Consider the following 24,907-nt stretch of genomic DNA (forward strand, 5'->3'; position numbering starts at 1 on the left):
TTTTACTATAAAAATTACTTTTTTTTGAAAAAAATAGCGCAACGTTACAATTTACCATTGTAACGTTGCGCCATTTTTTCTTTTTATCCCTCTTATAGAAGAGATTTCATCTATTAACTGAAGAAGTGCTAAATCCTTTTGTTTACTTTCAATCATAATATCGAAATCATGATCAATTTTTTTTGTAATGTGTAAAAAGGGTTTAATAAATTCTAAATCAATATAATCTGCGTGGGCCCTAAATTCTTTTTCTGATCTAGGAGAAGAAATATGAACTTTAGGAAGGACATTTGTATGTGACCAAGTTTTAAATATCATAGGAAGCAATTCTTCTAGCGGTTCATTACAAAGGTTCGCTATGTGATGATGATAATCGAAAACGAAAGGGATTTTTTCTTTTTGACAAATGGCCAAAGTTTCAGAAGTTGTATACGTTTTATCGTCATTTTCAAGAGTCATTTGTCCTTTTATATGGTAAGGGAGTTTTTGTATGTTTTCATGAAAACGTTCGATTGCCTTCTCCTTATTTCCATACGCACCACCTACATGGATATTAATGTAGGAAGAATCTGCAATTCCCATAGCATTTAACACATTATAATGATAGGTCATATCTGTAATAGCATTAGTTGTAATATGTGGTTTGTCGCTTGTAAATAGTGTGAATTGGTTGGGATGAAAACTTACGCGTAAATTGTGTTCTTGAATTAATGCTCCTATTTTACGCCATAGTGGAGCAAATATTTGAATGTAATCAAATTCAACTTCAGGATGTGTTGCAAGCGGGACGATAGAAGATGATAAACGATATAATGGAATTTCGTGTGCAATATTGTAATGAAGGATGCGTATTGTGTGTTCTAGATTTTGCAGTGTAACATTATATAATTTATCTTCACGCTCTTGTTTTTTTAGGTTTTTCCAGCTTGTAAATGTCATTGTTTTGGCAGGCGAACAGTCCCATAATGCCGTAGCATGTGAGACATATCCAAATCGAATTATCATATGTGATGCACCTCTTTGGCTCTTGAAATTTCTCTATAAAAAGAACGCGAGTATCGTTCCTATCCATTCCTTTCCTCTATCGATAATGGAGAGGGGGCTGACATCTTCAAAGGAAAGTAATGAGGAGCGTCCCAAATCTTCCTCGAATTTACGTTTTACTTCTTGTATGAAATGTTTATCGTATAAAAGGCAATTGATTTCATGGTTAATATATATACTTCTCATATCGAAATTAGCAGTTCCGATATCACAAGTATGATCGTCTACTATAATAATTTTTGCGTGGAAAAATCCTTGCTGAAAAGCGTAAATATTACAACCAGCTTGTATTAACTTTCGGCAATATGGGAATTTTGCTTCTCGAACGAGGGCGTGATCAGCCTTTTGTGGAACGAGAATAGTTATTTGAACCCCACGTTTTCGCGCTTTTAATAATGCATTCATAATTTTTTTTCCAGGAATAAAATATGGTGTACCGATAAAGAGTTCTTTTTTCGCGCTTTCGATTAAATGTAAAAATGTATTTTGTAAATAGGCACCATCAGTAGGGATGAAACGATGTAGAACGGTCCCTGGCTGTTGCGTAGGAAAATAAAGAGATGAATCTAATAAATTTTGGTCTGTATCGTCGAGCCAATCATGTAAAAATTGTTTTTGTAAATCTTGTATCCCTTCTCCTGTAAGACGTAAATGATAATCTCGCCATAACCCTAACCTTTGATTATGCCCTAAATATTCCTCGCCAATGTTAAATCCACCAATATAACCAATTTTCCCGTCAATAACTGTAATTTTTCTATGGTTTCTTTGATTTGCAGAAAAGAAAGGAAAAGGAAATTTCACTTTATGACAAAATGAAAAAGAGACACCATGTTTTTGTAGGGAGTAAATCGCTTCTTTTGATAAATAATGACTTCCAAACCGGTCGAGTAAAAGTCTTACTTCAATTCCTTCTTGTGCTTTATCGATAAGTAACTTTAAAAACGTACGACTTATATCATCGTTTTTTACAATAAAAAATAAAACGTGCACATGGTGTTTAGCTTGTTTTATATCAGTAAAGAGAGCATCGTATAGATCATTTCCATATGTATAAAGGCGAAAATCACTTTGACGTAAAGGGAAAGAACGAGAACGTACACGCTTTAAATGAACAATTCTCCCATATGAAAGGTCGATTGTAATCCAGAGAGCGCTGCCTAATAACAAGAGAGATAAGAAAAACATAAGTAAATTCCCTCCTTCACGGTCTTTTCACCATCAATTTTTTACAAATCAAAATTTCACTGTATCCCGCTATTTGCGGGCAGTAAGACGCCCACCTAAAGCAAAGAAGTTGGTTGGGATTCGGGCCGCCCGTAAAAGCCCGATTGGTTAGGGCTAATACTTAGTGGGGATGAATAGCTCTCCGCCGATTAAAGTTTCACTTTATAGTTTCACCGAAATAAACAGCTTTATTAAAAAATGTGTTGTTGTATAACAAAAAACTGTTGACTGAATGCTCACTCATTATATAATGGGAATAGGGGATATAATTCAGAAAATTATATATTTTCGAAGATTCTAAAAAAGAAAGAGAGCTTACAAAGAGAGGGGTAGCATAAAATGAATAGCTTACTAATCATTAATTGGCTGGCTGCCATTGCTGTTATTGCTTATGCGGGGTATTTGTTTGTATATCTTATACGAACAAGGATGGCCTACATACAATTAGGAAAAAAGATCGAATTTGACCGTCGTTTTAAAGAGCGTTGGGATCTTCTTAAGGTCAATGTTTTCGGTCAGAAAAAGCTGCTGAAAGATAAAAAGAGCGGCATCATTCACGTTATGTTCTTTTACGGATTTATTCTTGTCCAATTTGGAGCAATTGACTTCGTTTGGAAAGGACTTGCACCAGGATCGCATCTTCCACTTGGACCACTATACCCTGCATTTACATTCTTCCAGGAAATTGTCACACTCGTTATTTTAATTGCAGTCTTTTGGGCTTTTCATAGACGCTATGTTGAAAAGCTTGTTCGTTTGAAACGTAATTTCAAATCAGGTCTTGTTCTTATCTTTATTGGTGGCTTAATGATTTCTGTGCTACTTGGTAATGGGATGGGAATTATATGGCACGGCGAGGAGCTTTCATGGAGTGAACCTATCGCTTCTGCAATCGCTTACGTTTTCTCGGGATTAAATGAAACCGTAGCCATTTCAGTGTTCTATTTCTCTTGGTGGGTGCATTTACTAATTTTGTTAACGTTTTTAGTTTATGTTCCACAATCAAAACATGCGCATTTAATTGCTGGACCAGTTAACGTATTTTTTGGTCGTCTTTCAAATCCAGGAAAACTTGAAAAAATCGATTTTGAAGATGAAACGCAAGAAACATTCGGTGTTGGTAAAATTGAAGACTTTAGACAAAATCAACTTATCGACTTATATTCCTGCGTCGAATGTGGTCGTTGTACAAATATGTGTCCGGCAACAGGAACAGGGAAAATGTTATCACCGATGGATTTAATTTTAAAACTTCGTGATCATTTAACTGATAAAGGAGCAGCGGTAACATCAAAAGCACCGTGGGTTCCAGTTGTTGCTTTTAATAATACACAAGGAAATCAGTTAGCGATGATGGCAGCTGGAAAAGGACAACAAGAATCAGCGGCTACAGCGCTAGCGTACGACCCAAGTTTAATCGGAGACGTTATTACAGAAGAAGAGATTTGGGCATGTACAACGTGTCGTAACTGTGAGGACCAGTGCCCAGTTATGAATGAGCATGTTGACAAAATTATTGATTTACGCCGCTATCTCGTTTTAACAGAAGGAAAAATGGACGCGGAAGCGCAGCGTGCAATGACAAACATTGAGCGTCAAGGTAATCCGTGGGGACTGAACCGTAAAGAGCGTGAAACATGGCGCCAAGGTGACGATGAAGTAACAGTTCCAACTGTAAAGGAGAAATCAAAAGCTGGCGAAGAGTTTGAATACTTATTCTGGGTTGGATCAATGGGTTCGTATGACAATCGCAGTCAGAAGATTGCGATATCATTTGCGAAGCTAATGAACGAAGCAGGCATTTCATTCGCAATTCTTGGTAATAAGGAAAAGAACTCTGGTGATACACCGCGCCGCCTTGGAAATGAATTTGTATTCCAGGAAATGGCGACTAAAAATATTGAAGAATTTGAAAAAGCAGGAGTGAAGAAAATCGTTACGATTGACCCTCATGCTTATAACACTTTTAAAAATGAGTACCCGGACTTTGGCTTACAAGCAGAAGTCTATCATCATACAGAATTACTAGCCCAGTGGGTGAAGGAAGGTCGTTTAAAACCTGTCCATTCTATTGAAGAGACAGTTACGTACCATGATTCCTGTTACTTAGGAAGATACAACGAAGTATACGAAGCACCGCGCGATATTCTAAAAGCAATTCCAGGTGTAAACCTTGTAGAAATGGCGCGTAACCGTGAAACGGGAATGTGCTGTGGTGCGGGTGGCGGCCTAATGTGGATGGAAGAAACGACAGGTTCTCGTATTAACGTTGCTCGTACAGAACAAGCGCTAGCTGTACAGCCGTCAATTATCGGTACAGGATGCCCGTATTGCTTAACGATGATTAGTGACGGCACGAAAGCGAAAGAAGTTGAAGAAACAGTTCAAACTTTGGACGTAACAGAGATTTTAGAACGCTCAGTTATCGGACAGAAGAAAGAAGCAATGTAGTTTGTAGGAATGCATTCAAATTTAGAAAGAGGTGCAATAATTGCACCTCTTCTAGGCGCAAGGATACCGAGCGAGCGCTCGGTGCTAAAAAAAGAAATGGGGGAAAGAAACATGAGTAAAACAGTTATTTTAAGTGCTGCAAGAACACCGGTTGGAAAATTTGGAGGAACTTTAAAAGACGTGAAAGCAACAGAGCTTGGAGGAATCGCAATTAAGGCAGCGCTTGAAAGGGCGAATGTTTCCGCTAGTGATGTTGAAGAAGTTATATTTGGAACGGTTATCCAAGGAGGGCAAGGACAAATTCCATCACGCCAAGCAGCAAGAGCGGCCGGCATTCCTTGGGAAGTGCAGACAGAAACAGTAAATAAAGTTTGTGCATCAGGGCTTCGCGCAGTTACGTTAGCAGATCAAATTATTCGCACTGGTGACCAATCACTGATTGTAGCTGGTGGAATGGAATCGATGAGTAACAGCCCTTACATTTTACGAGGGGCAAGATGGGGATACAGAATGGGTAACAACGAAGTTATCGATTTAAACGTTGCAGACGGTTTAACGTGCGCATTTTCAGGTATACACATGGGTGTTTATGGCGGAGAAGTTGCGAAGGAAGATGGAATCTCTCGCGAAGCACAAGATGAATGGGCATATCGTAGCCATCAACGTGCGGTTTCGGCACATAAAGAAGGGCGTTTTGAAGAGGAGATTGTACCAGTAACAATTCAGCAAAGAAAAGGCGATCCTATCGTCGTGGCTAAGGATGAGGCGCCACGCGCGGATACAACGATTGAAAAATTAGCGAAATTAAAGCCTGTATTTGATAAGACGTCAGCGGTGACAGCAGGTAATGCTCCGGGACTAAATGATGGCGGTGCTGCACTTGTATTAATGAGCGAGGACAGAGCGAAGCAAGAAGGAAGAAAACCATTAGCGACAATTTTGGCGCATACGGCGATTGCGGTAGAATCGAAGGATTTCCCAAGAACACCAGGTTATGCAATTAATGAATTGCTGAAAAAGACAGGTAAGACAATTGAAGAAATCGATTTATTTGAGATTAATGAAGCTTTTGCAGCGGTAGCAATTGCAAGTACAGAAATCGCAGGGATCGATCCGGAAAAATTGAATGTAAATGGCGGTGCTGTAGCAATGGGGCATCCAATTGGAGCGAGCGGAGCACGTATTATCGTTACACTTATCCATGCACTAAAGCAGCGCGGCGGCGGAATTGGAATTGCTTCTATTTGTAGCGGTGGCGGTCAAGGTGATGCAGTGATGATTGAAGTTCACTAATTAAGATTAGAAGATATATAGTTTATTAACAATTAAGGGGGAAGAAAAAATGAGTGTACAAAAGATTGTTGTAATTGGTGCAGGGCAAATGGGTTCAGGTATCGCACAAGTGTGTGCAATGGCAGGCTATGATGTGAAAGTGCAAGATTTAAAGCAAGAGCAATTAGATAGAGGGCTAGCTGTTATTTCGAAAAATTTAGCCCGCCAAGTAGAAAAAGGCCGTATGAAGGAAGAAGAGAAAGATGCGACTTTAAATCGTCTTACATGGACGCTCGATTTAAATAGTGTCAAAGAAGCTGATCTTATTATTGAAGCAGCTGTTGAAAAAATGGATATTAAAAAGAAAATTTTTGCGAATTTAGATGAAATCGCTCCAGAACACGCAATTTTAGCGACGAATACGTCATCGTTACCAATTACGGAAATTGCAGCGGTAACGAAACGTCCTGAGAAAGTAATCGGCATGCACTTTATGAATCCGGTTCCAGTTATGAAACTCGTTGAAATTATTCGTGGTTTAGCTACAGATGATGCAGTGTACGAAACGATTGAGGATATTACGAAAAAAATCGGGAAAGTGCCAGTTGAAGTAAATGATTTCCCAGGGTTTGTATCGAACCGTATTTTATTACCGATGATTAACGAAGCGATTTATGCGTTATACGAAGGAGTAGCGACGAAAGAAGCGATTGATGACGTAATGAAGCTCGGTATGAACCATCCGATGGGACCACTTACGTTAGCTGACTTTATCGGTTTAGATACGTGTTTATACATTATGGAAGTGTTGCATGAAGGATTAGGAGATAGTAAATATCGCCCATGTCCATTATTACGTAAGTATGTGAATGCAGGATGGTTAGGACGTAAAACGGGTCGTGGTTTCTACGTTTACGAATAAAGGCCTCCCTTTATTGAAGTAGTGGTCTTACCAGATTGTTAAAAAGATATATAGCAAACGGAGGCGAAGTACATGAATTTTCATTTTACTGAAGAGCAACAAATGATGAGGAAAATGGTTCGAGATTTTGCACAGAAGGAAATAGCACCCTTTGTTCCTAGTATGGAACAAGGGGTGTTCCCGAAAGAGATTTTGCAAAAGATGGGTGAGCTTGGACTAATGGGTATTCCAGCGCCTGCAAAATATGGCGGGGCAGAAATGGATTTTATTTCTTACATTCTAGCAATTGAGGAAATTTCAAAGGTAAGTGCAACGGTTGGTGTAATTTTAGCTGTACATACGTCAGTTGGAATGAATCCGATTTTATACTTTGGAACAGAAGAACAGAAGCAGAAATATGTTTCTAAATTGGCGACTGGTGAGTATTTAGGCGCATTTGCTCTAACAGAACCGAATGCAGGATCAGATGCAGGTAGTTTGAAATCAAGAGCTGTAAAGAAAGACGATCACTACATCATTAATGGATCGAAAGTCTTTATTACAAATGGTGGTGAAGCAAGTACATATATCGTCTTCGCGTCTACAAATCCAGATGCGGGGAAAAGCGGGATTTCAGCATTTATAGTAGAGAAAGATACACCAGGCTTAATCATTGGAAAAGATGAGCATAAGATGGGTCTTCTTGGTTCTCGTACAGTGCAACTTACGTTTGAAGATATGAAAGTGCCGGCCGAGAATTTACTTGGCGAAGAAGGACAAGGATTTAAGGTGGCAATGGCGAATTTAGATGTTGGGCGAATTGGAATCGGAGCGCAAGCATTAGGAATCGCGGAAGCGGCGCTTTCATGTGCGATTGATTATGCGAAAGAGCGTGAGCAATTCGGAAAGCCAATTGCGGCGCAGCAAGGACTCGGATTCAAACTTGCAGATATGGCAACAAGTGTAGAAGCATCGCGATTACTTGTATACAGAGCAGCATCGCTAAGAGCACAAGGATTACCATGCGGTAAAGAGGCTTCTATCGCGAAATTATTTGCTTCTAAGACGGCTGTTGAAGTTGCGATTGAAGCGGTGCAAGTATTTGGTGGTTATGGTTATACGAAAGATTATCCAGTAGAAAGATTTTTCCGTGATGCGAAGATCACACAAATATACGAAGGAACGAGCGAAATACAAAAGCTTGTAATTAGTCGAGCTTTATAAAAAGGCAGAGGGGGAGACGGGAATGCATTTTAAATTATCAGAAGAACATGAAATGATAAGAAAAATGGTTCGGGATTTTGCAAGGAATGAAGTAGCACCGACAGCAGCTGAACGTGATGAGGAAGAAAGGTTTGATCGCGCTTTATTTGATCAAATGGCAGAGCTTGGTTTAACCGGTATTCCGTGGCCTGAAGAATACGGCGGAATTGGAAGCGATTACTTGGCGTATGTAATTGCCGTTGAAGAATTATCCCGCGTTTGTGCTTCTACAGGTGTAACGTTGTCTGCACATACTTCACTTGCTGGATGGCCAATTTTTAAATTTGGAACGGAAGAGCAAAAACAAAAGTTTTTGCGCCCAATGGCTGAAGGGAAGAAAATTGGTGCATATGGCTTAACAGAACCAAGCTCTGGATCAGATGCTGGTGGAATGAGGACGACTGCAAAACGAGATGGAGACCATTACATTTTAAATGGTTCGAAAATCTTTATTACAAATGGCGGTATTGCTGATATTTATGTTGTTTTTGCATTAACAGATCCTGATTCGAAGCAGCGCGGCACGAGTGCATTTATTGTGGAGAGTGATACGCTAGGATTTTCGGTTGGGAAGAAGGAAAGTAAGCTAGGGATTCGTTCTTCGCCAACAACTGAAATTATATTTGAAGACTGCCGTATTCCTGTAGAGAATTTACTAGGGGAAGAGGGCCAAGGATTTAAAGTTGCGATGCAGACATTAGATGGCGGCCGTAATGGTATTGCGGCACAAGCAGTCGGTATTGCACAATCCGCTTTAGATGCTTCTGTAGAATATGCAAGAGAACGTCATCAGTTTGGGAAGCCAATTGCAGCGCAACAAGGAATTGGCTTTAAACTTGCGGATATGGCAACGGATGTAGAGGCAGCGCGTCTTTTAACATATCAAGCGGCTTGGCTTGAATCCGAAGGGCTTCCGTATGGGAAAGAGTCAGCGATGTCAAAAGTATTTGCAGGTGATACAGCGATGAAGGTAACGACTGAAGCGGTACAAGTATTTGGTGGTTATGGTTATACGAAAGATTATCCAGTAGAGCGTTATATGCGCGATGCAAAGATTACACAAATATATGAGGGAACACAAGAGATTCAAAGGCTTGTAATTTCTCGTATGTTAACGAAGTAGGAACGAAAGCGTAGGTATTTTCCTACGCTTTTTACTTCCAAAAATAATAGAGAGAGGTGAAGGGATGGTTAAACATAATGTACATGCGTCAGTGAAAGATGAAAAATTAGTTGCGTTAAGACGTGAACAAATGATTAAAGGTGCGGTGCAGCTGTTTAAGCAAAAAGGATTCCCGCGTACAACAACGAGAGAAATTGCGAAAGCGGCTGGATTTAGTATCGGAACACTTTATGAGTATATTCGCACAAAAGATGATGTATTATATTTAGTTTGTGATAGTATTTATGAACATGTAAAAGAGCGGTTAGAGGAAGTAGTGTGTACAGAGAAGGGAAGTATAGAAAGCTTAAAGATAGCGATAATGAATTATTTTAAAGTGATGGATGAATTGCAAGAAGAAGTATTAATTATGTATCAAGAGGTACGTTTTTTACCGAAAGAATCACTCCCATATGTATTAGAAAAAGAGTTTCAAATGGTCGGGATGTTTGAGGATATTTTAGAGCAGTGTACGGAAAATGGGACATTTACACTAAATAAAAAGGAGATACAGCTTCTTGCACATAATATTTTCATACAAGGACAAATGTGGGGATTTAGACGTTGGGCCCTGCAAAAACTGTATACTCTCGAAGAATATACAGAAATGCAAATTAGGTATGTACTGCAAGGAGCACATATGTCTCCGAAATAAAGAATGGACAAATTATAATTTTATTGCCCGTAAATAGCGGGATAAAAGTTTCCCGTTTTTTTTGTAGCATATTTGTGCGACTTTTGTTTATAATGAATAGTATGGATTTTTTTAAGCAGACCGTTATATATAAGCTTATATTTGAAGAAAGGAAGTGCCGCATAAGTGGGTTTTAAGCAATATTCACCAGAAGAGCTAAAAGAATGTTCAATGATTGAAGTTGTACATAGTGTTTTAGGGAATAAAAGACAAGCAACGACATTCAACGAGTTGGTTCAAGAAATCGCTCAAGTGCTGGGACTATCTCAAGGGCAAGTTAATACGAAACTCGCACAATTTTATACAGATTTAAACATCGATGGACGTTTCATTAATTTAGGAGAAAATCGTTGGGGGCTACGTAGCTGGTACCCATATGAGCAAATTGATGAAGAAATTCTGCCTCAGCCAAAACCGAAGAAGAAACGCAAAGTTGAAGAAGACGGTTTTGACGACTACATTGAAGAAGATGATGTAGAAGAAGAAGAAGCAGAAGAAGTAGAAGAAGATGTAGTAGATTTGGACAAAGTTCTTGAAGACGAAGACGCAGACGATGAAGATGATGATCTTGATGATTTAGAAGAAGATAATGAAGACTTCGCAGAAGAAGAACTTGAGTATGATGAAACTGAAGAAGAAGAAGAGGAAGAGCGGTAGTTCTTGACTTTTCATTATCGTCCATGTAGAATCATTTTTGGGCTCTTTAAAAAAAGACGATAATACTTTTAAAGTGTAAATATAAAAGAAAATTGCTCCCTACTTATTACTTTATGTGATGAGGGGAGCAATTTTCTTTTTTGTTTTTTGTTTAGAAAATAAAAAGAGCCTAACAATAAGATAGATACAGTGTTATCTACATACGTTGCGCTTTGCAACGGTGATTATATAACAACGAAGTAGAAGGGAGTATTTTCATGACTAAGTATATTTTTGTAACAGGCGGTGTAGTATCGTCTTTAGGTAAAGGTATTACAGCAGCATCTCTTGGAAGACTTTTAAAGAATCGTGGTTTAAACGTAACTATTCAAAAGTTTGATCCATACATTAACGTAGACCCAGGGACTATGAGCCCCTACCAACACGGTGAGGTATTCGTAACAGATGATGGTGCAGAAACGGACTTAGACCTAGGTCACTATGAGCGTTTTATCGACATCAACTTAAACAAATACAGCAACGTAACAACAGGTAAAATTTACTCTTCAGTTCTTCAAAAAGAGCGTCGTGGTGAATATTTAGGAGGAACAGTTCAAGTTATTCCTCACATTACTAACGAAATTAAAGAACGTGTATATCGTTCTGGTCGCGAAACAAATGCCGACGTTGTTATTACAGAAATCGGTGGAACTGTTGGTGATATCGAGTCTTTACCATTCTTAGAAGCAATTCGTCAAATTAAGAGCGACATCGGTCGTGACAATGTAATGTACATTCACTGTACGTTAATCCCGTACTTAAAAGCAGCGGGTGAAATGAAAACAAAACCAACGCAACATAGCGTTAAAGAGCTTCGCAGCTTAGGTATTCAACCAAATATTATCGTTGTTCGTACAGAACTACCTGTTTCTCAGGACATGAAAGACAAGCTTGCATTATTCTGTGACATCGATACAAAAGCAGTTATCGAAGCACGCGATGCAGATACTTTATATGCGGTTCCATTATCTCTTCAAGAACAAAACATGGACCAAATCGTTTGTGATCACTTGAAGTTAGACAATCCAGCTGCAGATATGACAGATTGGACTGCGCTAGTTAATAAAGTACGTAACCTTTCTAAGAAAACAAAAATCGCTCTTGTTGGTAAATACGTAGAGCTTCAAGATGCATACATTTCTGTTGTAGAAGCGCTTCGTCATGCAGGTTATTCATTCGACACAGATGTAGAAGTAAAATGGGTAAATGCTGAGCACGTAACAGCAGAGAACGTAAAAGAATTAGTTGGCGACACAGATGGTATCCTTGTACCAGGTGGCTTCGGCGATCGTGGTGTAGAAGGTAAAATCGTTGCAATTCAATATGCTCGTGAAAACAAAGTTCCATTCTTAGGAATTTGCCTAGGTATGCAACTTGCATCAATCGAATTTGCACGTAACGTATTAGGATTAGAAGGAGCTAACTCTTCTGAAATTAATCCTGACACACCTTATGCAATTATCGATTTATTACCAGAACAAAAAGATGTAGAAGATTTAGGTGGTACACTTCGTCTTGGTCTATATCCATGTAAGCTTGCTGAAGAAACAAATGCTTACAATGCTTACAATGAGCCGGTTGTATATGAGCGTCATCGTCATCGTTATGAGTTCAACAATCAATTCCGTCCAGATATGGAAAAAGCAGGATTTGTATTCTCTGGTACAAGCCCAGACGGTCGTCTAGTGGAAATTATTGAATTACAAGATCACCCTTGGTTCGTGGCAGCACAGTTCCATCCAGAACTTGTATCTCGTCCAAACCGTCCACAACCATTGTTCCATGACTTCGTAAGTGCTTCTATTACGAATAAAGAGAGCAAGTAATAAAAAAAAGCGCCTGAAATAGGGCGCTTTTTTTAATATTCGTTTAACATTTCATCAATTGTAAATTTCAATCCGTGATAAGCAAATAAAGCTATAATTAAACTTGGGAACCCATAGCGGTTACCTTCATCATCTGGAATAAGACCTTTTAACAGCTTTGTATCAATATGTACATCTGTATATTGTTCCAGTGATTCAACACCTTCTTGAATAGCCGAGATTCCAACGATAGATTGGCCTTCTTCATGAAGTTTTTTCGCGGTTTTTATAATTTCTTCATCTGTCGAAAAACGACTAATAAGAAGTACGCGGTCCGCAGAAGTCACTGCCGCCGGTTCACCGTTTTCTATTAAACGTTTTGCTTGTTTCATTGGTTCGGCGCCAAATAATGCTTCTGAAAAAATACCTTCCATTTCGTTTGTACCATGCAAGTAAATGAAGCCGTCGCCAACTAACGCCTGGGCAAGTAGACGAGCGCTATCTTCTATATTCAATTCCTCTTTTTGAGAAATTCGAGAGAAATATCCACTTAATTGAGTCGAGAAAATTTTTAACATGTTGTTGCTCCTTTCTTTCGTGTTAGCTGGTTCTCATTATAGCTTATTTTTTTTGGAAAGGGGAAATAGTAGGGTGGCATAACAAAATAGGAAACGGTAAAATAAGAAAGAATAGGAAGGGATTTGGCAAAGAGTAGCGAAAATAAACCGATAAGATATAAGAAGCTTTAAATCTTGTACTTACACAGAAAGGTTGGGAGTTATGGAAGGGAAAATTTTAATCGTTGATGATCAATATGGCATTCGTGTTTTATTGCATGAAGTGTTCCAAAAAGAAGGTTATCAGACGTTCCAAGCAGCGAATGGATTTCAAGCTTTAGATATCGTGAAAAAAGATAATCCGGATTTAGTAGTGTTAGATATGAAAATCCCAGGTATGGATGGTATAGAGATTTTAAAACATGTAAAAGAAATTGATGAGAGTATTAAAGTGATTTTAATGACTGCTTATGGAGAATTGGATATGATTCAAGAAGCGAAAGATTTAGGAGCTTTAATGCACTTTGCTAAACCGTTTGATATTGATGAGATTCGTCAAGCAGTGAGAGATCAGCTTGCTGTAGAGGCGTAAAAAATGAATTTTTTATAAAAAATATGGAAAAAAGCGTTTACATGGACTATTGAGCAGGTGAATACAGTTGAGTTTTTGAGTACAAGTTGTTATCCTATTGAGTGTAGAAAGAAGTCCGGTATGTAAATATACATATTTTACCTTATTCTGGTCATACTACCAGCGATAAGAATTTATCGGATACAAAAAACGTTTTTTAGGAGGATTCACCATGCCTTTAGTTTCTATGAAAGAAATGCTAAACACAGCACTAGAAGGAAAATACGCAGTTGGTCAATTCAACATGAACAACTTAGAGTGGACTCAAGCTATCTTAGCTGCTGCGGAAGAAGAAAAATCTCCTGTAATCTTAGGTGTATCTGAGGGTGCAGCTCGTCATATGACTGGTTTCAAAACAGTTGTAGCTATGGTTAAAGCTTTAATCGAAGAAATGAACATTTCTGTTCCTGTAGCGATTCACCTTGACCATGGTTCAAGCTTCGAAAAATGTAAAGAAGCAATTGATGCAGGTTTCACATCTGTAATGATCGACGCTTCTCACCACCCATTCGATGAAAACGTTGAAACTACTAAAAAAGTGGTAGAATACGCACACGCTCGTAACGTATCTGTTGAAGCTGAGCTTGGAACAGTTGGCGGACAAGAAGACGACATCATCGCTGAAGGCGTAATTTACGCTGATCCAGCAGAGTGTAAGCACCTTGTTGAAGCAACAGGTATCGATTGCCTAGCTCCAGCTTTAGGTTCTGTACACGGTCCTTACAAAGGTGAGCCTAACTTAGGATTCGCTGAAATGGAACAAGTTCGCGACTTCACTGGCGTACCTTTAGTATTACACGGTGGTACTGGTATCCCAACTGCTGATATCGTAAAAGCTATTTCTTTAGGTACTTCAAAAATTAACGTAAACACTGAGAACCAAATTGAGTTTACAAAAGCTGTTCGTGAAGCATTAAACAAAGACCAAGAAGTTTACGATCCTCGTAAATATATTGGACCTGGCCGCGACGCTATCAAAGCAACTGTTGCTGGTAAAATGCGTGAGTTCGGTTCTAACGGTAAAGCGTAAGAATAAAATTCCGTTTTGGAAACCGTCTAGTCTTTTAGACGGTTTCCTTTCGTTGTATAATGAAAGCGCGAACAAGTCTAAAGATTTTATAAAGTGAATTTTTGGTTTGCGAATATAGAAAATAATGTGCATAGTCCTATTAATAAATGTGGTAAGTATCTGAATTGAGTAATTTGATTCGATGAATAGTTAATCTTCATCTATTTGTACAGCAGGGGAGCTACAGGTGATGGTTTTCTACTTATTGAGTTTCAGGATGGAAAGAGTGATTGAGATTCTTAAGGGGGAATCTTCTACTTCTTATAAAGAAGTAGAAGATAAATACATTCACAAGAAGGGAGCTCAATATGGAAAAGTTGCTAATTGAAGGCGGAAGAGCTTTAAATGGAACGATTCGTGTGAGTGGTGCAAAGAACAGTGCTGTTGCACTAATTCCAGCGACAATTTTAGCAGATACTCCAGTAACTATTGGCGGTGTTCCTAATATTTCGGACGTGAAAATGTTAGGAGACTTACTAGAGGAAATTGGAGGGAAAGTAACTTATGGGCAGGAAGAAGAGATGGTAGTCGATCCTTCTAACATGGTTGCGATGCCTTTACCAAATGGAAAAGTGAAAAAATTGCGCGCCTCTTATTATTTAATGGGTGCAATGCTTGGCCGTTTTAAAAAAGCTGTTATTGGGCTTCCAGGTGGATGTCATTTAGGGCCACGACCGATTGATCAGCATATTAAAGGGTTTGAAGCGTTAGGGGCATATGTTACAAATGAACAAGGTGCCATTTATTTAAGAGCAGACGAACTACGTGGGGCACGTATTTATTTAGATGTTGTTAGTGTAGGAGCTACGATTAATATTATGCTAGCGGCTGTACGAGCGAAAGGTAGAACTGTTATTGAAAATGCAGCGAAAGAACCAGAGATTATTGATGTAGCTACATTGTTAACGAGTATGGGAGCACGTATTAAAGGTGCTGGTACAGACGTAATCCGAATTGATGGTGTGGATTCACTGCACGGTTGTCACCACACTATTATTCCAGACCGTATTGAAGCTGGTACGTATATGATTTTAGGAGCAGCATCAGGAGGAGAAGTAACAGTTGATAATGTTATTCCTCAGCATTTAGAATCCGTTACGGCGAAGCTAAGAGAAGCTGGTGTTCAAATTGAAACGAACGATGACCAAATTACAGTGAACGGCAATAGAAGGTTAAAAGTAGTTGATGTAAAAACGCTTGTATATCCAGGGTTTCCAACAGATTTACAACAGCCGTTTACAACGCTTTTAACAAAAGCGCATGGAACAGGAGTTGTAACTGATACAATTTACAGCGCACGTTTCAAGCATATTGATGAATTACGCCGTATGAACGCGCAAATTAAAGTAGAAGGCCGTTCAGCAATTGTGACTGGACCGGTTTTATTGCAAGGTGCGAAGGTGAAAGCGAGTGACCTACGAGCTGGTGCATCCCTTGTTATTGCGGGTTTAATGGCAGATGGCATTACAGAAGTAACGGGACTTGATCATATTGATCGAGGTTACGAAAATATAGTAGACAAGCTTAAAGGGCTTGGTGCAAACATTTGGCGAGAACAAATGACAAAGCAAGAAATTGAAGAAATGAAGAATGCATAAAGTGAAACTTTAATCAGTATGGGCTACCCCACGCTGATTATTAACCCTCACCAATCGGGATAAGGTGGTGATACTTCCGTTAATGGGGAGCGAAGAATCACTACTAACGGAAGTACACTTTATAGAAAAACAAGGTTCACAAAATACGGCAGAAATATAAAGACTTAAAGGAGAGGGATTATCGTGGAAAGAAGTTTATCTATGGAGTTAGTACGTGTAACAGAGGCTGCAGCATTATCATCAGCGCGTTGGATGGGGCGCGGAAAAAAAGATGAGGCAGATGGTGCAGCAACATCAGCTATGCGTGATGTATTTGATACAATTCCGATGAAAGGTACAGTTGTAATTGGCGAAGGTGAAATGGATGAAGCGCCAATGCTATATATCGGAGAGAAGTTGGGTACAGGATATGGACCACGCGTAGACGTTGCAGTTGATCCTTTAGAAGGGACAAATATCGTAGCAGCTGGCGGATGGAATGCGCTTGCTGTTATTGCAATTGCAGATCACGGCAATTTGTTACATGCTCCTGACATGTACATGGATAAAATAGCGGTTGGTCCAGAAGCAGTTGGTGCAGTTGATATTGACGCACCTATTATCGACAACTTACGTGCAGTGGCGAAAGCGAAAAATAAAGATATCGAAGATGTTGTAGCGACAGTTTTAAACCGTCCACGTCATCAAGCAATTATCGAAGAAATTCGTAAAGCTGGTGCTCGTATTAAATTAATTAACGATGGAGATGTAGCTGGAGCAATCAATACAGCATTTGACCGTACTGGTGTAGATATTCTATTCGGTTCTGGTGGAGCACCTGAAGGTGTATTAGCTGCGGTCGCATTAAAATGCTTAGGTGGAGAAATTCACGGGAAGCTCTTACCTCAAAACGAAGCTGAACTAGCTCGTTGTAAAAGAATGGGTATTGAAGATATCAATCGTATCCTTCGTATGGAAGATTTAGTAAAAGGTGACGATGCAATCTTTGCAGCAACAGGTGTAACAGACGGAGAACTATTACGAGGCGTTCAATTTAAAGGTAGCGTTGGAACAACACAATCCCTTGTTATGCGTGCAAAATCAGGCACAGTACGCTTCGTAGACGGCCGCCATAGCTTAAATAAAAAACCGAATTTGGTTATTAAATAAAAAGCGTAAGCAGCTCGTTCAGAATGGGAGGGGGATGGAGCTTCTGACGTAGAGGCGCTTTTTGCCTCGCAGGAAGAAGTGAAGCCACCGACCATTCTAGCTGCTGAAGCTGGATTAAATAAAAAGCGTAAGCGGCTCGTTTAGAATCGCAGGACACTTCAAGCTCTCGACCTTGAAGCGCTCTTTGCTTCGAGTGAGAGAGCGAAATGACCGGAGATTCTAGCCGCCGGAACTGGATTAAATACAAGCAGAAATACCTTATCTATTCTGCCTTAAAATCAGGTGAGTAGAAAAAAGAAAGAAATATGAAAAGGCGAAGACAAATTTTCTTGTCTTCGCTTCTTGTATTTGTGTTTCAACGTATTGATTAAAACTAGATAAAAGGGTTACAATAGTGAATATTATCCTACTTGAACTTATTGCCTTTCATTATTATTTATTTGCCTTCCGTATTTTTCCCTTTACCCATGTGAAAAGAGAATAAAGTTAAAGTGTGGTGTCTGAATGAATTTGTCAATTGCAGCATTAGAAAACATGAAATTAAAAGAGTTATACGAGCTTGCGAAGGAATTTAAGATTTCGTATTACAGCAAGTTAACGAAAAAAGAGCTAATCTTCTCTATCTTAAAAGCTCGAGCAGAAAAAGAAGGTTTCTTTTTCATGGAAGGCGTATTAGAAATTATTCAATCAGAAGGATTTGGATTCTTACGTCCTATCAATTATTCTCCAAGCTCAGAAGATATTTATATCTCGGCTTCGCAAATTCGTCGTTTCGATTTACGTAATGGAGATAAGGTTTCTGGTAAAGTACGACCTCCGAAAGAAAATGAGCGCTATTTTGGATTGCTACAAGTTGAAGCTGTAAATGGAGATGATCCAGACTCAGCAAAAGAGCGTGTACATTTCCCTGCATTAACACCGTTATACCCAGATCGCCAAATGAAATTGGAGACGGAAACGAAAAAGTTACCGACACGCATCATGGATTTAATCGCACCAGTTGGATTTGGACAACGTGGTTTAATTGTTGCGCCTCCAAAGGCTGGTAAAACAAGTCTGTTAAAAGAAATTGCACACAGTGTCACAACAAATCATCCGGAAGCAGAATTAATTGTACTTTTAATTGATGAGCGTCCAGAGGAAGTAACAGATATTGAACGTTCTGTTAAAGGTGATGTTGTAAGTTCTACTTTTGATGAAGTGCCAGAGAATCATATTAAAGTAGCTGAGCTTGTATTAGAGCGTGCAATGCGTCTTGTAGAACATAAAAGGGACGTTGTTATTTTAATGGATAGTATTACCCGTTTAGCGCGTGCTTACAACCTTGTTATTCCGCCAAGTGGTAGAACCTTATCGGGTGGTATTGATCCTGCTGCTTTTCATAGACCGAAGCGTTTCTTTGGGGCTGCGCGTAATATCGAAGAGGGCGGTAGCCTAACGATTTTAGCAACAGCGCTTGTTGATACAGGGTCTCGTATGGATGATGTAATTTACGAGGAGTTTAAAGGAACTGGAAATATGGAACTTCACTTAGATCGCTCATTAGCTGAGCGCCGTATCTTCCCAGCGATTGATATTCGTCGCTCTGGTACGCGTAAAGAAGACCTATTAATTCCGAAAGAACATTTAGACAAGCTGTGGGGTATTCGTAAAACAATGCGTGATACACCAGACTTTGTTGAAGGCTTCTTACGTAAACTTCGTCAAACAAAGACAAATGAAGAATTTTTACAAAACATTGTTGCAGACTCAAAAAGGTATGTAACCACTAAGTAAAGGGAAAAGATGGGGACTCGCTTATTTCGTAGTAAGCGAGTTTTTTATGTTTTTAAGGGAATATTAGAGAGAGTAATATATGGAAAAAATTTGTTTTTTGAGATGGAAATCATATTTGGATTGAGAGCTTGAAGTGCCCTACGATTCTGGGCGAGCCGCTTGCGCTTTAAGGTGTATCTAGTTCCATCTCCAGCGGCTAGAGAATGGTCGGTGGCTTCGCGTCTTCCTACGAGGCAAAAAGCGCCTCTACGTCAGAAGCTCCATCCGCCTCTCATTCTGAACGAGCCGCTTGTGCTTTTAGGTATATCCAGCTCCAGCGGCTAGAATCTCCGGCCATTTCGCTCTCTCGGTCGAAGCAAAAAGCGCTTCTTGGTCGAGAGCTTGAAGTGACCTGGATTCTGAACGAGCCGCTTGCGCTTTTAATTGATATCCAGTTCCGGCGGCTAGAATCTCCGGCCATTTCGCTCTCTCGGTTGAAGCAAAAAGCGCTTCTTGGTCGAGAGCTCCAATGTCCTGCGATTCTGAACGAGCCGCTTGCGCTTTTAATTTTTAAAAAGACAAAAACAGGTAGTTGCAAAATGGGGTTAGCCTTGTTATAATTTCATCATATGTGTTTCATCAATATAGTTGTGTAAGCAGCTGAAGATGAAAAACTCTGTTTCGAAAATGATTCAGGGCGGAAGGAGATGAAAAGAATGAAAGCAGGAATCCATCCAAATTACAATAAAGTTGTATTTATGGACACGAACACTGGCTTCAAATTCTTAAGCGGGTCTACAAAAGGCTCTAGCGAAACTGTTGAGTGGGAAGATGGTAACACTTATCCATTACTAAAAATTGAGATCAGTTCTGATTCTCACCCATTCTACACTGGACGTCAGAAGTTTGCTACTGCAGACGGACGTGTTGACCGCTTCAATAAGAAATACGGCATTAAGTAATAAAGAACATAAAACAGGCAAGTGTATGTATTCGCTTGTCTGTTTTTTTTGCGAAAATATTAAACCTTTGCCCTACTTTGGATTAGGAAAGTAGATGAAAGGAGAGCTCAATGTACTTAATGAATCAAAATGGTTGGATTGAAGTGATTTGCGGGAGTATGTTTTCTGGAAAATCAGAAGAGCTCATCCGCCGTATACGCCGTACACAATTTGCGAAACAACATGCAATTGTATTTAAACCATGTATTGATAATCGTTATAGTGAAGAAGATGTTGTATCACATAATGGATTAAAGGTTAAAGCAGTTCCTGTTTCAGCTTCAAAAGATATATTTAACCATGTAACAGAAGAAATGGATGTTATTGCAATCGATGAGGTACAATTTTTTGATGGGGACATTGTGGAAGTGGTGCAAGTATTGGCAAATCGTGGCTATCGTGTCATTGTAGCTGGATTAGACCAAGATTTCCGTGGTCTACCATTTGGACAAGTTCCTCAGCTGATGGCGATTGCTGAACATGTAACTAAATTGCAGGCAGTTTGTTCTGAATGTGGATCTCCTGCAAGTCGTACGCAACGTTTAATCGATGGAGAACCAGCGGCATTTGATGATCCAATTATTTTAGTTGGGGCTTCAGAATCGTATGAACCACGTTGTCGTCATTGTCATGCAGTACCTACAAAACAAAGATAAGTGAAACTCGCTATGTAGAGCGGGTTTTTTTCGAAAATAGATGAAGATTGGTGGCAAGAATCTCCGGCCATTTCACTCTCTCGCTCGAAGCAAAAGCGCTTCAAGGCCGAGAGTTCCAATGTCCTGCGATTCTGAACAAGCCACCTGCGCTTTTAAATATAATTTGCGTTTTTTTGATTAAGTACCATATACTATTTGTATTAGATACTAGGATGTAGAGGTGAATGGTGTGTTAGATCGTTTGCAAGCTGTAGAAAATCGTTATGAGAAGTTGAATGAATTGTTAAGTGACCCAGAGGTTATTAGCGATACAAATAAGCTTCGTGAGTATTCAAAAGAGCAATCTGATATTCAGGACACGGTAGAGGTGTACCGTGAGTATAAAGATGTTCGTGAGCAATTACGAGATGCAAAAGCAATGTTAGAAGATAAGTTAGACGCTGATATGCGTGATATGGTAAAAGAAGAGGTTTCTGAATTAGAAGGACAAGAGAAAACATTATCAGAACGTCTGAAAATTTTACTTGTTCCAAAAGACCCTAATGATGATAAAAACGTTATCGTTGAGGTTCGTGGCGCTGCTGGTGGTGACGAGGCAGCTTTATTTGCTGGTGATTTATATCGTATGTATAGCCGTTATGCTGAGGTGCAAGGTTGGAAAACTGAAATTATCGAAGCGAGCTATACAGAGTTAGGTGGATATAAAGAGATTATCTTTATGATTAATGGTAAAGGTGCTTTCGCGAAGCTGAAATTCGAGAATGGTGCTCACCGTGTACAACGTGTTCCAGAAACGGAATCTGGTGGACGTATTCATACATCTACAGCAACTGTAGCTGTACTACCAGAGGCAGAAGAAGTAGAAATTAATATTCATGAAAAAGATGTTCGTGTTGATACGTTTGCTTCTAGTGGTCCTGGTGGACAAAGCGTTAATACAACGATGTCAGCGGTACGTTTAACACATTTACCGACTGGTGTAGTTGTATCTTGTCAGGATGAGAAATCACAAATTAAGAATAAAGAAAAAGCGATGAAAGTATTACGCGCACGTGTTTATGATAAATTTAGACAAGAAGCGCAAGCTGAGTATGATCAAAACCGTAAACAAGCTGTTGGTACGGGAGATCGTTCAGAGCGTATTCGTACGTATAACTTCCCGCAAAACCGTGTTACAGACCATCGAATCGGTTTAACGATTCAAAAGCTAGATCAAATCCTACAAGGTAAGTTAGATGATTTCATCAATGCCTTAGTGATGGAAGATCAGGCGCAAAAGATGGAGGCAGCTGAGTAATGCGTGTCTATGAAGCCCTGAAATGGGCTTCTTCTTTTTTACAGGAAAATGGACGAGATGAAAATGCGGGAGAAATTGTCCTTTGTCATGTATTAAAGACAAACAGAACCGGAATGCTCATGAATATGCGTGAAGAAATAACTGCGGAACAAGAGAAAAGTTTTGCAGAATTTATCCACAACCATGTAGAAGGTATTCCGATCCAATATATGCTCGGTTATGAAATGTTTTATGGCCGATCATTCTTTGTAAATGAAGAGGTATTGATACCAAGACCGGAAACAGAGGAACTTATAGTTGGAGTGCTAGAGAGAATTGAGCGCCATTTCGGTAATGAGGAGCTTCACATAGCGGATATTGGAACAGGTAGTGGAGCGATTTCTATTACGCTCGCTTTAGAAAATAAAAATCTTCATGTGTATACAGTAGATATCGCACAGGAGTCGATTGAAGTTGCAAAAGAAAATGCAAAAACTTTAGGGGCGGATGTAACTTTCTATCACGGCGATTTACTGTCTCCGTTTTATGAAACAGGTCAGAAGTTAGATGTTGTTGTTTCCAATCCTCCGTACATACCAGAGGAAGATTGGCGTGGTCTTTCTACTGTTGTGAAGGAGCATGAGCCGAAGCGTGCGCTTGTTGGTGGTGAAGATGGACTAGATTTCTATCGTCGTTTTATGGAAGAATTGCCGAATGTATTACAGAAAAAGGCGATTGTGGCGTTTGAAATTGGTGTAGGGCAAGGTGAAGATGTGAAAGCATTATTACAGCAAACTTTCCCGCGCGCTCAAGTTGAAGTTGTATTTGATATTAATGGAAAAGATCGCATGGTATTTGCAGAGATGGAGTAAGGCATAAGCCTTACTCTATTTTTTGTATGAAAAATTCGTAACTACTCAGCCATACATTTTATTTAGAATTTTGGTAAGGGGTATTATTCCAGAGAAAATACGCCTCTTATTACCTATAGAAAGTTATTTTCATTTTTCAGCATATAGATTGCTGCCACGAAGATAAAAATGGACATACACTTTGCTAGCTTTCTTTGTTTTAAAACTTTGCGCGTGGCAGGAAAAGGCCCTGACCGCTCCTGTGCATAGCCAGTCCCTCTCGTCTATTTAAAAAAATGTTTTTCTGTCGGTTTTTCATAGAGTGGCTGATTAGTTACAAAAATTCATATAGATTTTGAATTTAATAGTTTAGAAAGATGAAAGTCTGTCCACACTGTTTTTAGAGGGGACGGTGGAGGAAATGAAAAAACAAGTTATTGCTTACTTTCTTTTATTATTAATTGGTGCACAGTTACTTGTGCAGTTTGGATATATGAAAGCTGATGCAAAAGGGCCTACTGTTATTCCGAAAGAGGCCGTTCGATTACGTATTTTAGCTAATAGTGATTCCGATAAAGATCAGGCATTAAAACGTAAAGTACGTGATGAAGTGAAAGAGCAAATTGATGGATGGGTAGCGGATTTAACGTCATTTGAAGAAGCTCGAAAAGTAATTCAAAATCATATTCCTGAAATTGAAAAGACAGTGGCGAATACGCTGAAAAGAGAAGGAAGTAAAGAGGCGTTTCAAGTGAAATTCGGTAAGAATGTGAAGTTTCCTACAAAGGTATATGGGAATTTTATTTATCCGGCAGGAGAATATGAAGCGGTACTTATTACAATTGGAAAAGGTGAAGGTGCAAACTGGTGGTGTGTATTATTTCCACCGATGTGTTTCTTAGATTTTTCAAGTGGTACAGCTGTAAGGAAAGAAGAACATGTTGTGAAGGCTGAATCTCCTGAGGAGGGGGAAGTTAAGGAGCAAGATGAGGAAGTAGTGGATGTACCAGAGAAGAAAGAGGGTAAAGTGAAAGAAACGAAGGTTGTAAAGCAGGAAGTCGCAAAAAAAGTAACAGATTCTGAAAAGAAAGTAGTAAAACACGAAACACAAGTAGAAGAACAGCCTGTAAAAAAAGTAGAAACAAAAACTGTGGAAAAAGTGGAGAAACCTGTGGAGCAAAAACAAGAAAAGCAAAATGAGTATGTAACAGTAGAAGAGGAAGAGAAACCAGAAGTTAAATTATTTATCGTCGAAGCTTTTACATCTTTATTCTCTAAATAGTGCTATTAATAAATCCTTCCTCATATATATCAATGAGGAGGGATTTACTATGAAGAACGTGTATTTTGCTACGAAAGCAGATGTAGAAAGATTACATTCTTTTTTCGGACAAGCTAATAAAAAAGATGATAAAATAAATGAGTTGTACGCACAATTTATGATCTTGGAAGAGGCGGGAGAAATACGAGCGGTAATTGGATATGAACAGAGTGGAGAAAATGCACTTATCCGTTCTTGTTTATTCACACCTAATGTGGATAAACAGACTTTCTTATATTTTTTCGAGATGTTTTTGCAGTATATGAAAGAAAAAGATATTCGACAATTGTACTTACTCACAAATCATCCACAATCTGTGACCATCTTTCAGTTTTTTAACTTTGTCATTATAGAGAAAGAGGAAGTGCCAGAGGAAATTCGACAGTTAGAACACTTTTGTAAAAATATAAAAGAGCTAAATGCAATAATACTAAATTGTCAGCTATTCACAAAGTTATCCACGGATTAACAAGGTTTATCCACATTTTGTGGATAAACCTTGTTTGTCTTTTGGATAAATCTCATAGT

At 39.1% G+C, this 24,907-nt stretch carries 23 protein-coding genes; 20 read left to right on the forward strand and 3 right to left on the reverse strand.

All coding sequences use genetic code 11. From position 1 onward, the window contains the following. Positions 1-51: 51 nt before the first annotated feature. Positions 52-1,005: a UV DNA damage repair endonuclease UvsE gene (uvsE, locus tag ABH955_RS18170; RefSeq protein ID WP_404454789.1), complete on the reverse strand. Its 954-nt coding sequence runs from the start codon at positions 1,003-1,005 to the stop codon at positions 52-54. A gap of 33 nt (positions 1,006-1,038) precedes the next feature. Continuing rightward, positions 1,039-2,232, reverse strand: coding sequence for a cardiolipin synthase (gene cls / locus ABH955_RS18175; protein WP_215587108.1), 1,194 nt, complete (start codon positions 2,230-2,232; stop codon positions 1,039-1,041). A 378-nt stretch (positions 2,233-2,610) separates the two neighbouring features. Here cls and ABH955_RS18180 point away from each other — a divergent pair, with 378 nt between their 5' ends. The 8 genes from ABH955_RS18180 (at position 2,611) to pyrG (ending at position 12,536) form a co-directional block, all read left to right on the forward strand. After that, on the forward strand, positions 2,611-4,722 hold the full coding sequence (locus ABH955_RS18180) for a (Fe-S)-binding protein (protein WP_219300812.1): 2,112 nt from the start codon (positions 2,611-2,613) through the stop codon (positions 4,720-4,722). A gap of 9 nt (positions 4,723-4,731) precedes the next feature. Beyond that, positions 4,732-6,015: an acetyl-CoA C-acetyltransferase gene (locus tag ABH955_RS18185; RefSeq protein WP_404442372.1), complete on the forward strand. Its 1,284-nt coding sequence runs from the start codon at positions 4,732-4,734 to the stop codon at positions 6,013-6,015. Positions 6,016-6,064: 49 nt separating this feature from the next. Further along, a complete protein-coding gene (locus tag ABH955_RS18190; RefSeq protein ID WP_404454783.1) occupies positions 6,065-6,916 on the forward strand; it encodes a 3-hydroxybutyryl-CoA dehydrogenase in 852 nt (283 codons plus the stop codon). Positions 6,917-6,988: 72 nt separating this feature from the next. Then, the gene (locus ABH955_RS18195; RefSeq protein WP_215560122.1) at positions 6,989-8,119 is read left to right on the forward strand and encodes an acyl-CoA dehydrogenase; all 1,131 of its coding nucleotides are present in this window, start codon (positions 6,989-6,991) and stop codon (positions 8,117-8,119) included. Between the two features lie 22 nt (positions 8,120-8,141). Beyond that, a complete protein-coding gene (gene acdA / locus ABH955_RS18200) occupies positions 8,142-9,281 on the forward strand; it encodes an acyl-CoA dehydrogenase AcdA (protein WP_002016320.1) in 1,140 nt (379 codons plus the stop codon). Positions 9,282-9,345: 64 nt separating this feature from the next. Next, entirely contained in the window at positions 9,346-9,975 is a 630-nt protein-coding gene (locus ABH955_RS18205) for a TetR/AcrR family transcriptional regulator (protein WP_002034889.1), read from the forward strand. A 165-nt stretch (positions 9,976-10,140) separates the two neighbouring features. Then, on the forward strand, positions 10,141-10,671 hold the full coding sequence (rpoE, locus tag ABH955_RS18210) for a DNA-directed RNA polymerase subunit delta (protein ID WP_002016316.1): 531 nt from the start codon (positions 10,141-10,143) through the stop codon (positions 10,669-10,671). Positions 10,672-10,928: 257 nt separating this feature from the next. Then, entirely contained in the window at positions 10,929-12,536 is a 1,608-nt protein-coding gene (gene pyrG, locus ABH955_RS18215) for a CTP synthase (protein ID WP_002016314.1), read from the forward strand. Between the two features lie 32 nt (positions 12,537-12,568). On the opposite strand, the gene ABH955_RS18220 is transcribed toward pyrG, so the two are convergent. Next, the gene (locus tag ABH955_RS18220) at positions 12,569-13,093 is read right to left on the reverse strand and encodes a DUF2529 domain-containing protein (protein WP_404454780.1); all 525 of its coding nucleotides are present in this window, start codon (positions 13,091-13,093) and stop codon (positions 12,569-12,571) included. Between the two features lie 202 nt (positions 13,094-13,295). Between ABH955_RS18220 and spo0F the strand changes: the two genes are divergently transcribed. From spo0F to ABH955_RS18280, 12 genes are all read left to right on the forward strand, one after another. After that, complete coding sequence (gene spo0F / locus ABH955_RS18225; RefSeq protein WP_000398592.1) at positions 13,296-13,664, forward strand: sporulation initiation phosphotransferase Spo0F; 369 nt, start codon at positions 13,296-13,298, stop codon at positions 13,662-13,664. 211 nt (positions 13,665-13,875) lie between these two features. Further along, positions 13,876-14,733 carry a class II fructose-bisphosphate aldolase gene (locus ABH955_RS18230; protein ID WP_002016312.1) on the forward strand — a complete coding sequence of 286 codons (858 nt, stop codon included), beginning with the start codon at positions 13,876-13,878 and terminating at the stop codon, positions 14,731-14,733. 347 nt (positions 14,734-15,080) lie between these two features. Continuing rightward, the gene (gene murA, locus ABH955_RS18235) at positions 15,081-16,370 is read left to right on the forward strand and encodes a UDP-N-acetylglucosamine 1-carboxyvinyltransferase (RefSeq protein ID WP_002034893.1); all 1,290 of its coding nucleotides are present in this window, start codon (positions 15,081-15,083) and stop codon (positions 16,368-16,370) included. Positions 16,371-16,553: 183 nt separating this feature from the next. Beyond that, the gene (gene glpX / locus ABH955_RS18240; RefSeq protein ID WP_002016310.1) at positions 16,554-17,519 is read left to right on the forward strand and encodes a class II fructose-bisphosphatase; all 966 of its coding nucleotides are present in this window, start codon (positions 16,554-16,556) and stop codon (positions 17,517-17,519) included. Between the two features lie 504 nt (positions 17,520-18,023). Continuing rightward, a complete protein-coding gene (gene rho / locus ABH955_RS18245; protein ID WP_002016308.1) occupies positions 18,024-19,295 on the forward strand; it encodes a transcription termination factor Rho in 1,272 nt (423 codons plus the stop codon). A gap of 203 nt (positions 19,296-19,498) precedes the next feature. Next, the gene (locus ABH955_RS18250) at positions 19,499-19,894 is read left to right on the forward strand and encodes a hypothetical protein (RefSeq protein ID WP_404491427.1); all 396 of its coding nucleotides are present in this window, start codon (positions 19,499-19,501) and stop codon (positions 19,892-19,894) included. Between the two features lie 96 nt (positions 19,895-19,990). Then, positions 19,991-20,236, forward strand: a complete 246-nt coding sequence (locus tag ABH955_RS18255; protein WP_000643447.1) for a type B 50S ribosomal protein L31 — start codon at positions 19,991-19,993, stop codon at positions 20,234-20,236. Between the two features lie 110 nt (positions 20,237-20,346). Next, the gene (locus tag ABH955_RS18260; protein WP_002016305.1) at positions 20,347-20,931 is read left to right on the forward strand and encodes a thymidine kinase; all 585 of its coding nucleotides are present in this window, start codon (positions 20,347-20,349) and stop codon (positions 20,929-20,931) included. Between the two features lie 229 nt (positions 20,932-21,160). After that, complete coding sequence (prfA, locus tag ABH955_RS18265) at positions 21,161-22,228, forward strand: peptide chain release factor 1 (protein WP_002139009.1); 1,068 nt, start codon at positions 21,161-21,163, stop codon at positions 22,226-22,228. Beyond that, positions 22,228-23,079: a peptide chain release factor N(5)-glutamine methyltransferase gene (gene prmC / locus ABH955_RS18270; RefSeq protein ID WP_002143879.1), complete on the forward strand. Its 852-nt coding sequence runs from the start codon at positions 22,228-22,230 to the stop codon at positions 23,077-23,079. Before prfA ends, prmC begins: the two co-directional genes overlap by 1 nt. Before the next feature lie 400 nt (positions 23,080-23,479). Beyond that, on the forward strand, positions 23,480-24,340 hold the full coding sequence (gene spoIIR / locus ABH955_RS18275) for a stage II sporulation protein R (protein ID WP_404491429.1): 861 nt from the start codon (positions 23,480-23,482) through the stop codon (positions 24,338-24,340). 49 nt (positions 24,341-24,389) lie between these two features. Then, positions 24,390-24,848, forward strand: a complete 459-nt coding sequence (locus ABH955_RS18280) for a GNAT family N-acetyltransferase (protein WP_002016300.1) — start codon at positions 24,390-24,392, stop codon at positions 24,846-24,848. Positions 24,849-24,907: the final 59 nt, after the last annotated feature.

This window comes from Bacillus sp. RC240 (assembly GCF_044907945.1).
Taxonomy (GTDB): Bacteria; Bacillota; Bacilli; order Bacillales; family Bacillaceae_G; genus Bacillus_A; species Bacillus_A mycoides.

What these genes read in the sequence shown, in the direction of transcription:
- uvsE (WP_404454789.1), bottom strand. Translation starts at nt 1,005, where the DNA reads ATGATAATTCGATTTGGATATGTCTCACATGCTACGGCATTATGGGAC.
- cls (WP_215587108.1), bottom strand. Translation starts at nt 2,232, where the DNA reads ATGTTTTTCTTATCTCTCTTGTTATTAGGCAGCGCTCTCTGGATTACA.
- ABH955_RS18180 (WP_219300812.1), top strand. Translation starts at nt 2,611, where the DNA reads ATGAATAGCTTACTAATCATTAATTGGCTGGCTGCCATTGCTGTTATT.
- ABH955_RS18185 (WP_404442372.1), top strand. Translation starts at nt 4,732, where the DNA reads ATGCATTCAAATTTAGAAAGAGGTGCAATAATTGCACCTCTTCTAGGC.
- ABH955_RS18190 (WP_404454783.1), top strand. Translation starts at nt 6,065, where the DNA reads ATGAGTGTACAAAAGATTGTTGTAATTGGTGCAGGGCAAATGGGTTCA.
- ABH955_RS18195 (WP_215560122.1), top strand. Translation starts at nt 6,989, where the DNA reads ATGAATTTTCATTTTACTGAAGAGCAACAAATGATGAGGAAAATGGTT.
- acdA (WP_002016320.1), top strand. Translation starts at nt 8,142, where the DNA reads ATGCATTTTAAATTATCAGAAGAACATGAAATGATAAGAAAAATGGTT.
- ABH955_RS18205 (WP_002034889.1), top strand. Translation starts at nt 9,346, where the DNA reads ATGGTTAAACATAATGTACATGCGTCAGTGAAAGATGAAAAATTAGTT.
- pyrG (WP_002016314.1), top strand. Translation starts at nt 10,929, where the DNA reads ATGACTAAGTATATTTTTGTAACAGGCGGTGTAGTATCGTCTTTAGGT.
- ABH955_RS18220 (WP_404454780.1), bottom strand. Translation starts at nt 13,093, where the DNA reads ATGTTAAAAATTTTCTCGACTCAATTAAGTGGATATTTCTCTCGAATT.
- spo0F (WP_000398592.1), top strand. Translation starts at nt 13,296, where the DNA reads ATGGAAGGGAAAATTTTAATCGTTGATGATCAATATGGCATTCGTGTT.
- ABH955_RS18230 (WP_002016312.1), top strand. Translation starts at nt 13,876, where the DNA reads ATGCCTTTAGTTTCTATGAAAGAAATGCTAAACACAGCACTAGAAGGA.
- murA (WP_002034893.1), top strand. Translation starts at nt 15,081, where the DNA reads ATGGAAAAGTTGCTAATTGAAGGCGGAAGAGCTTTAAATGGAACGATT.
- rho (WP_002016308.1), top strand. Translation starts at nt 18,024, where the DNA reads ATGAATTTGTCAATTGCAGCATTAGAAAACATGAAATTAAAAGAGTTA.
- ABH955_RS18250 (WP_404491427.1), top strand. Translation starts at nt 19,499, where the DNA reads ATGGTCGGTGGCTTCGCGTCTTCCTACGAGGCAAAAAGCGCCTCTACG.
- ABH955_RS18255 (WP_000643447.1), top strand. Translation starts at nt 19,991, where the DNA reads ATGAAAGCAGGAATCCATCCAAATTACAATAAAGTTGTATTTATGGAC.
- ABH955_RS18260 (WP_002016305.1), top strand. Translation starts at nt 20,347, where the DNA reads ATGTACTTAATGAATCAAAATGGTTGGATTGAAGTGATTTGCGGGAGT.
- prmC (WP_002143879.1), top strand. Translation starts at nt 22,228, where the DNA reads ATGCGTGTCTATGAAGCCCTGAAATGGGCTTCTTCTTTTTTACAGGAA.
- spoIIR (WP_404491429.1), top strand. Translation starts at nt 23,480, where the DNA reads ATGAAAAAACAAGTTATTGCTTACTTTCTTTTATTATTAATTGGTGCA.
- ABH955_RS18280 (WP_002016300.1), top strand. Translation starts at nt 24,390, where the DNA reads ATGAAGAACGTGTATTTTGCTACGAAAGCAGATGTAGAAAGATTACAT.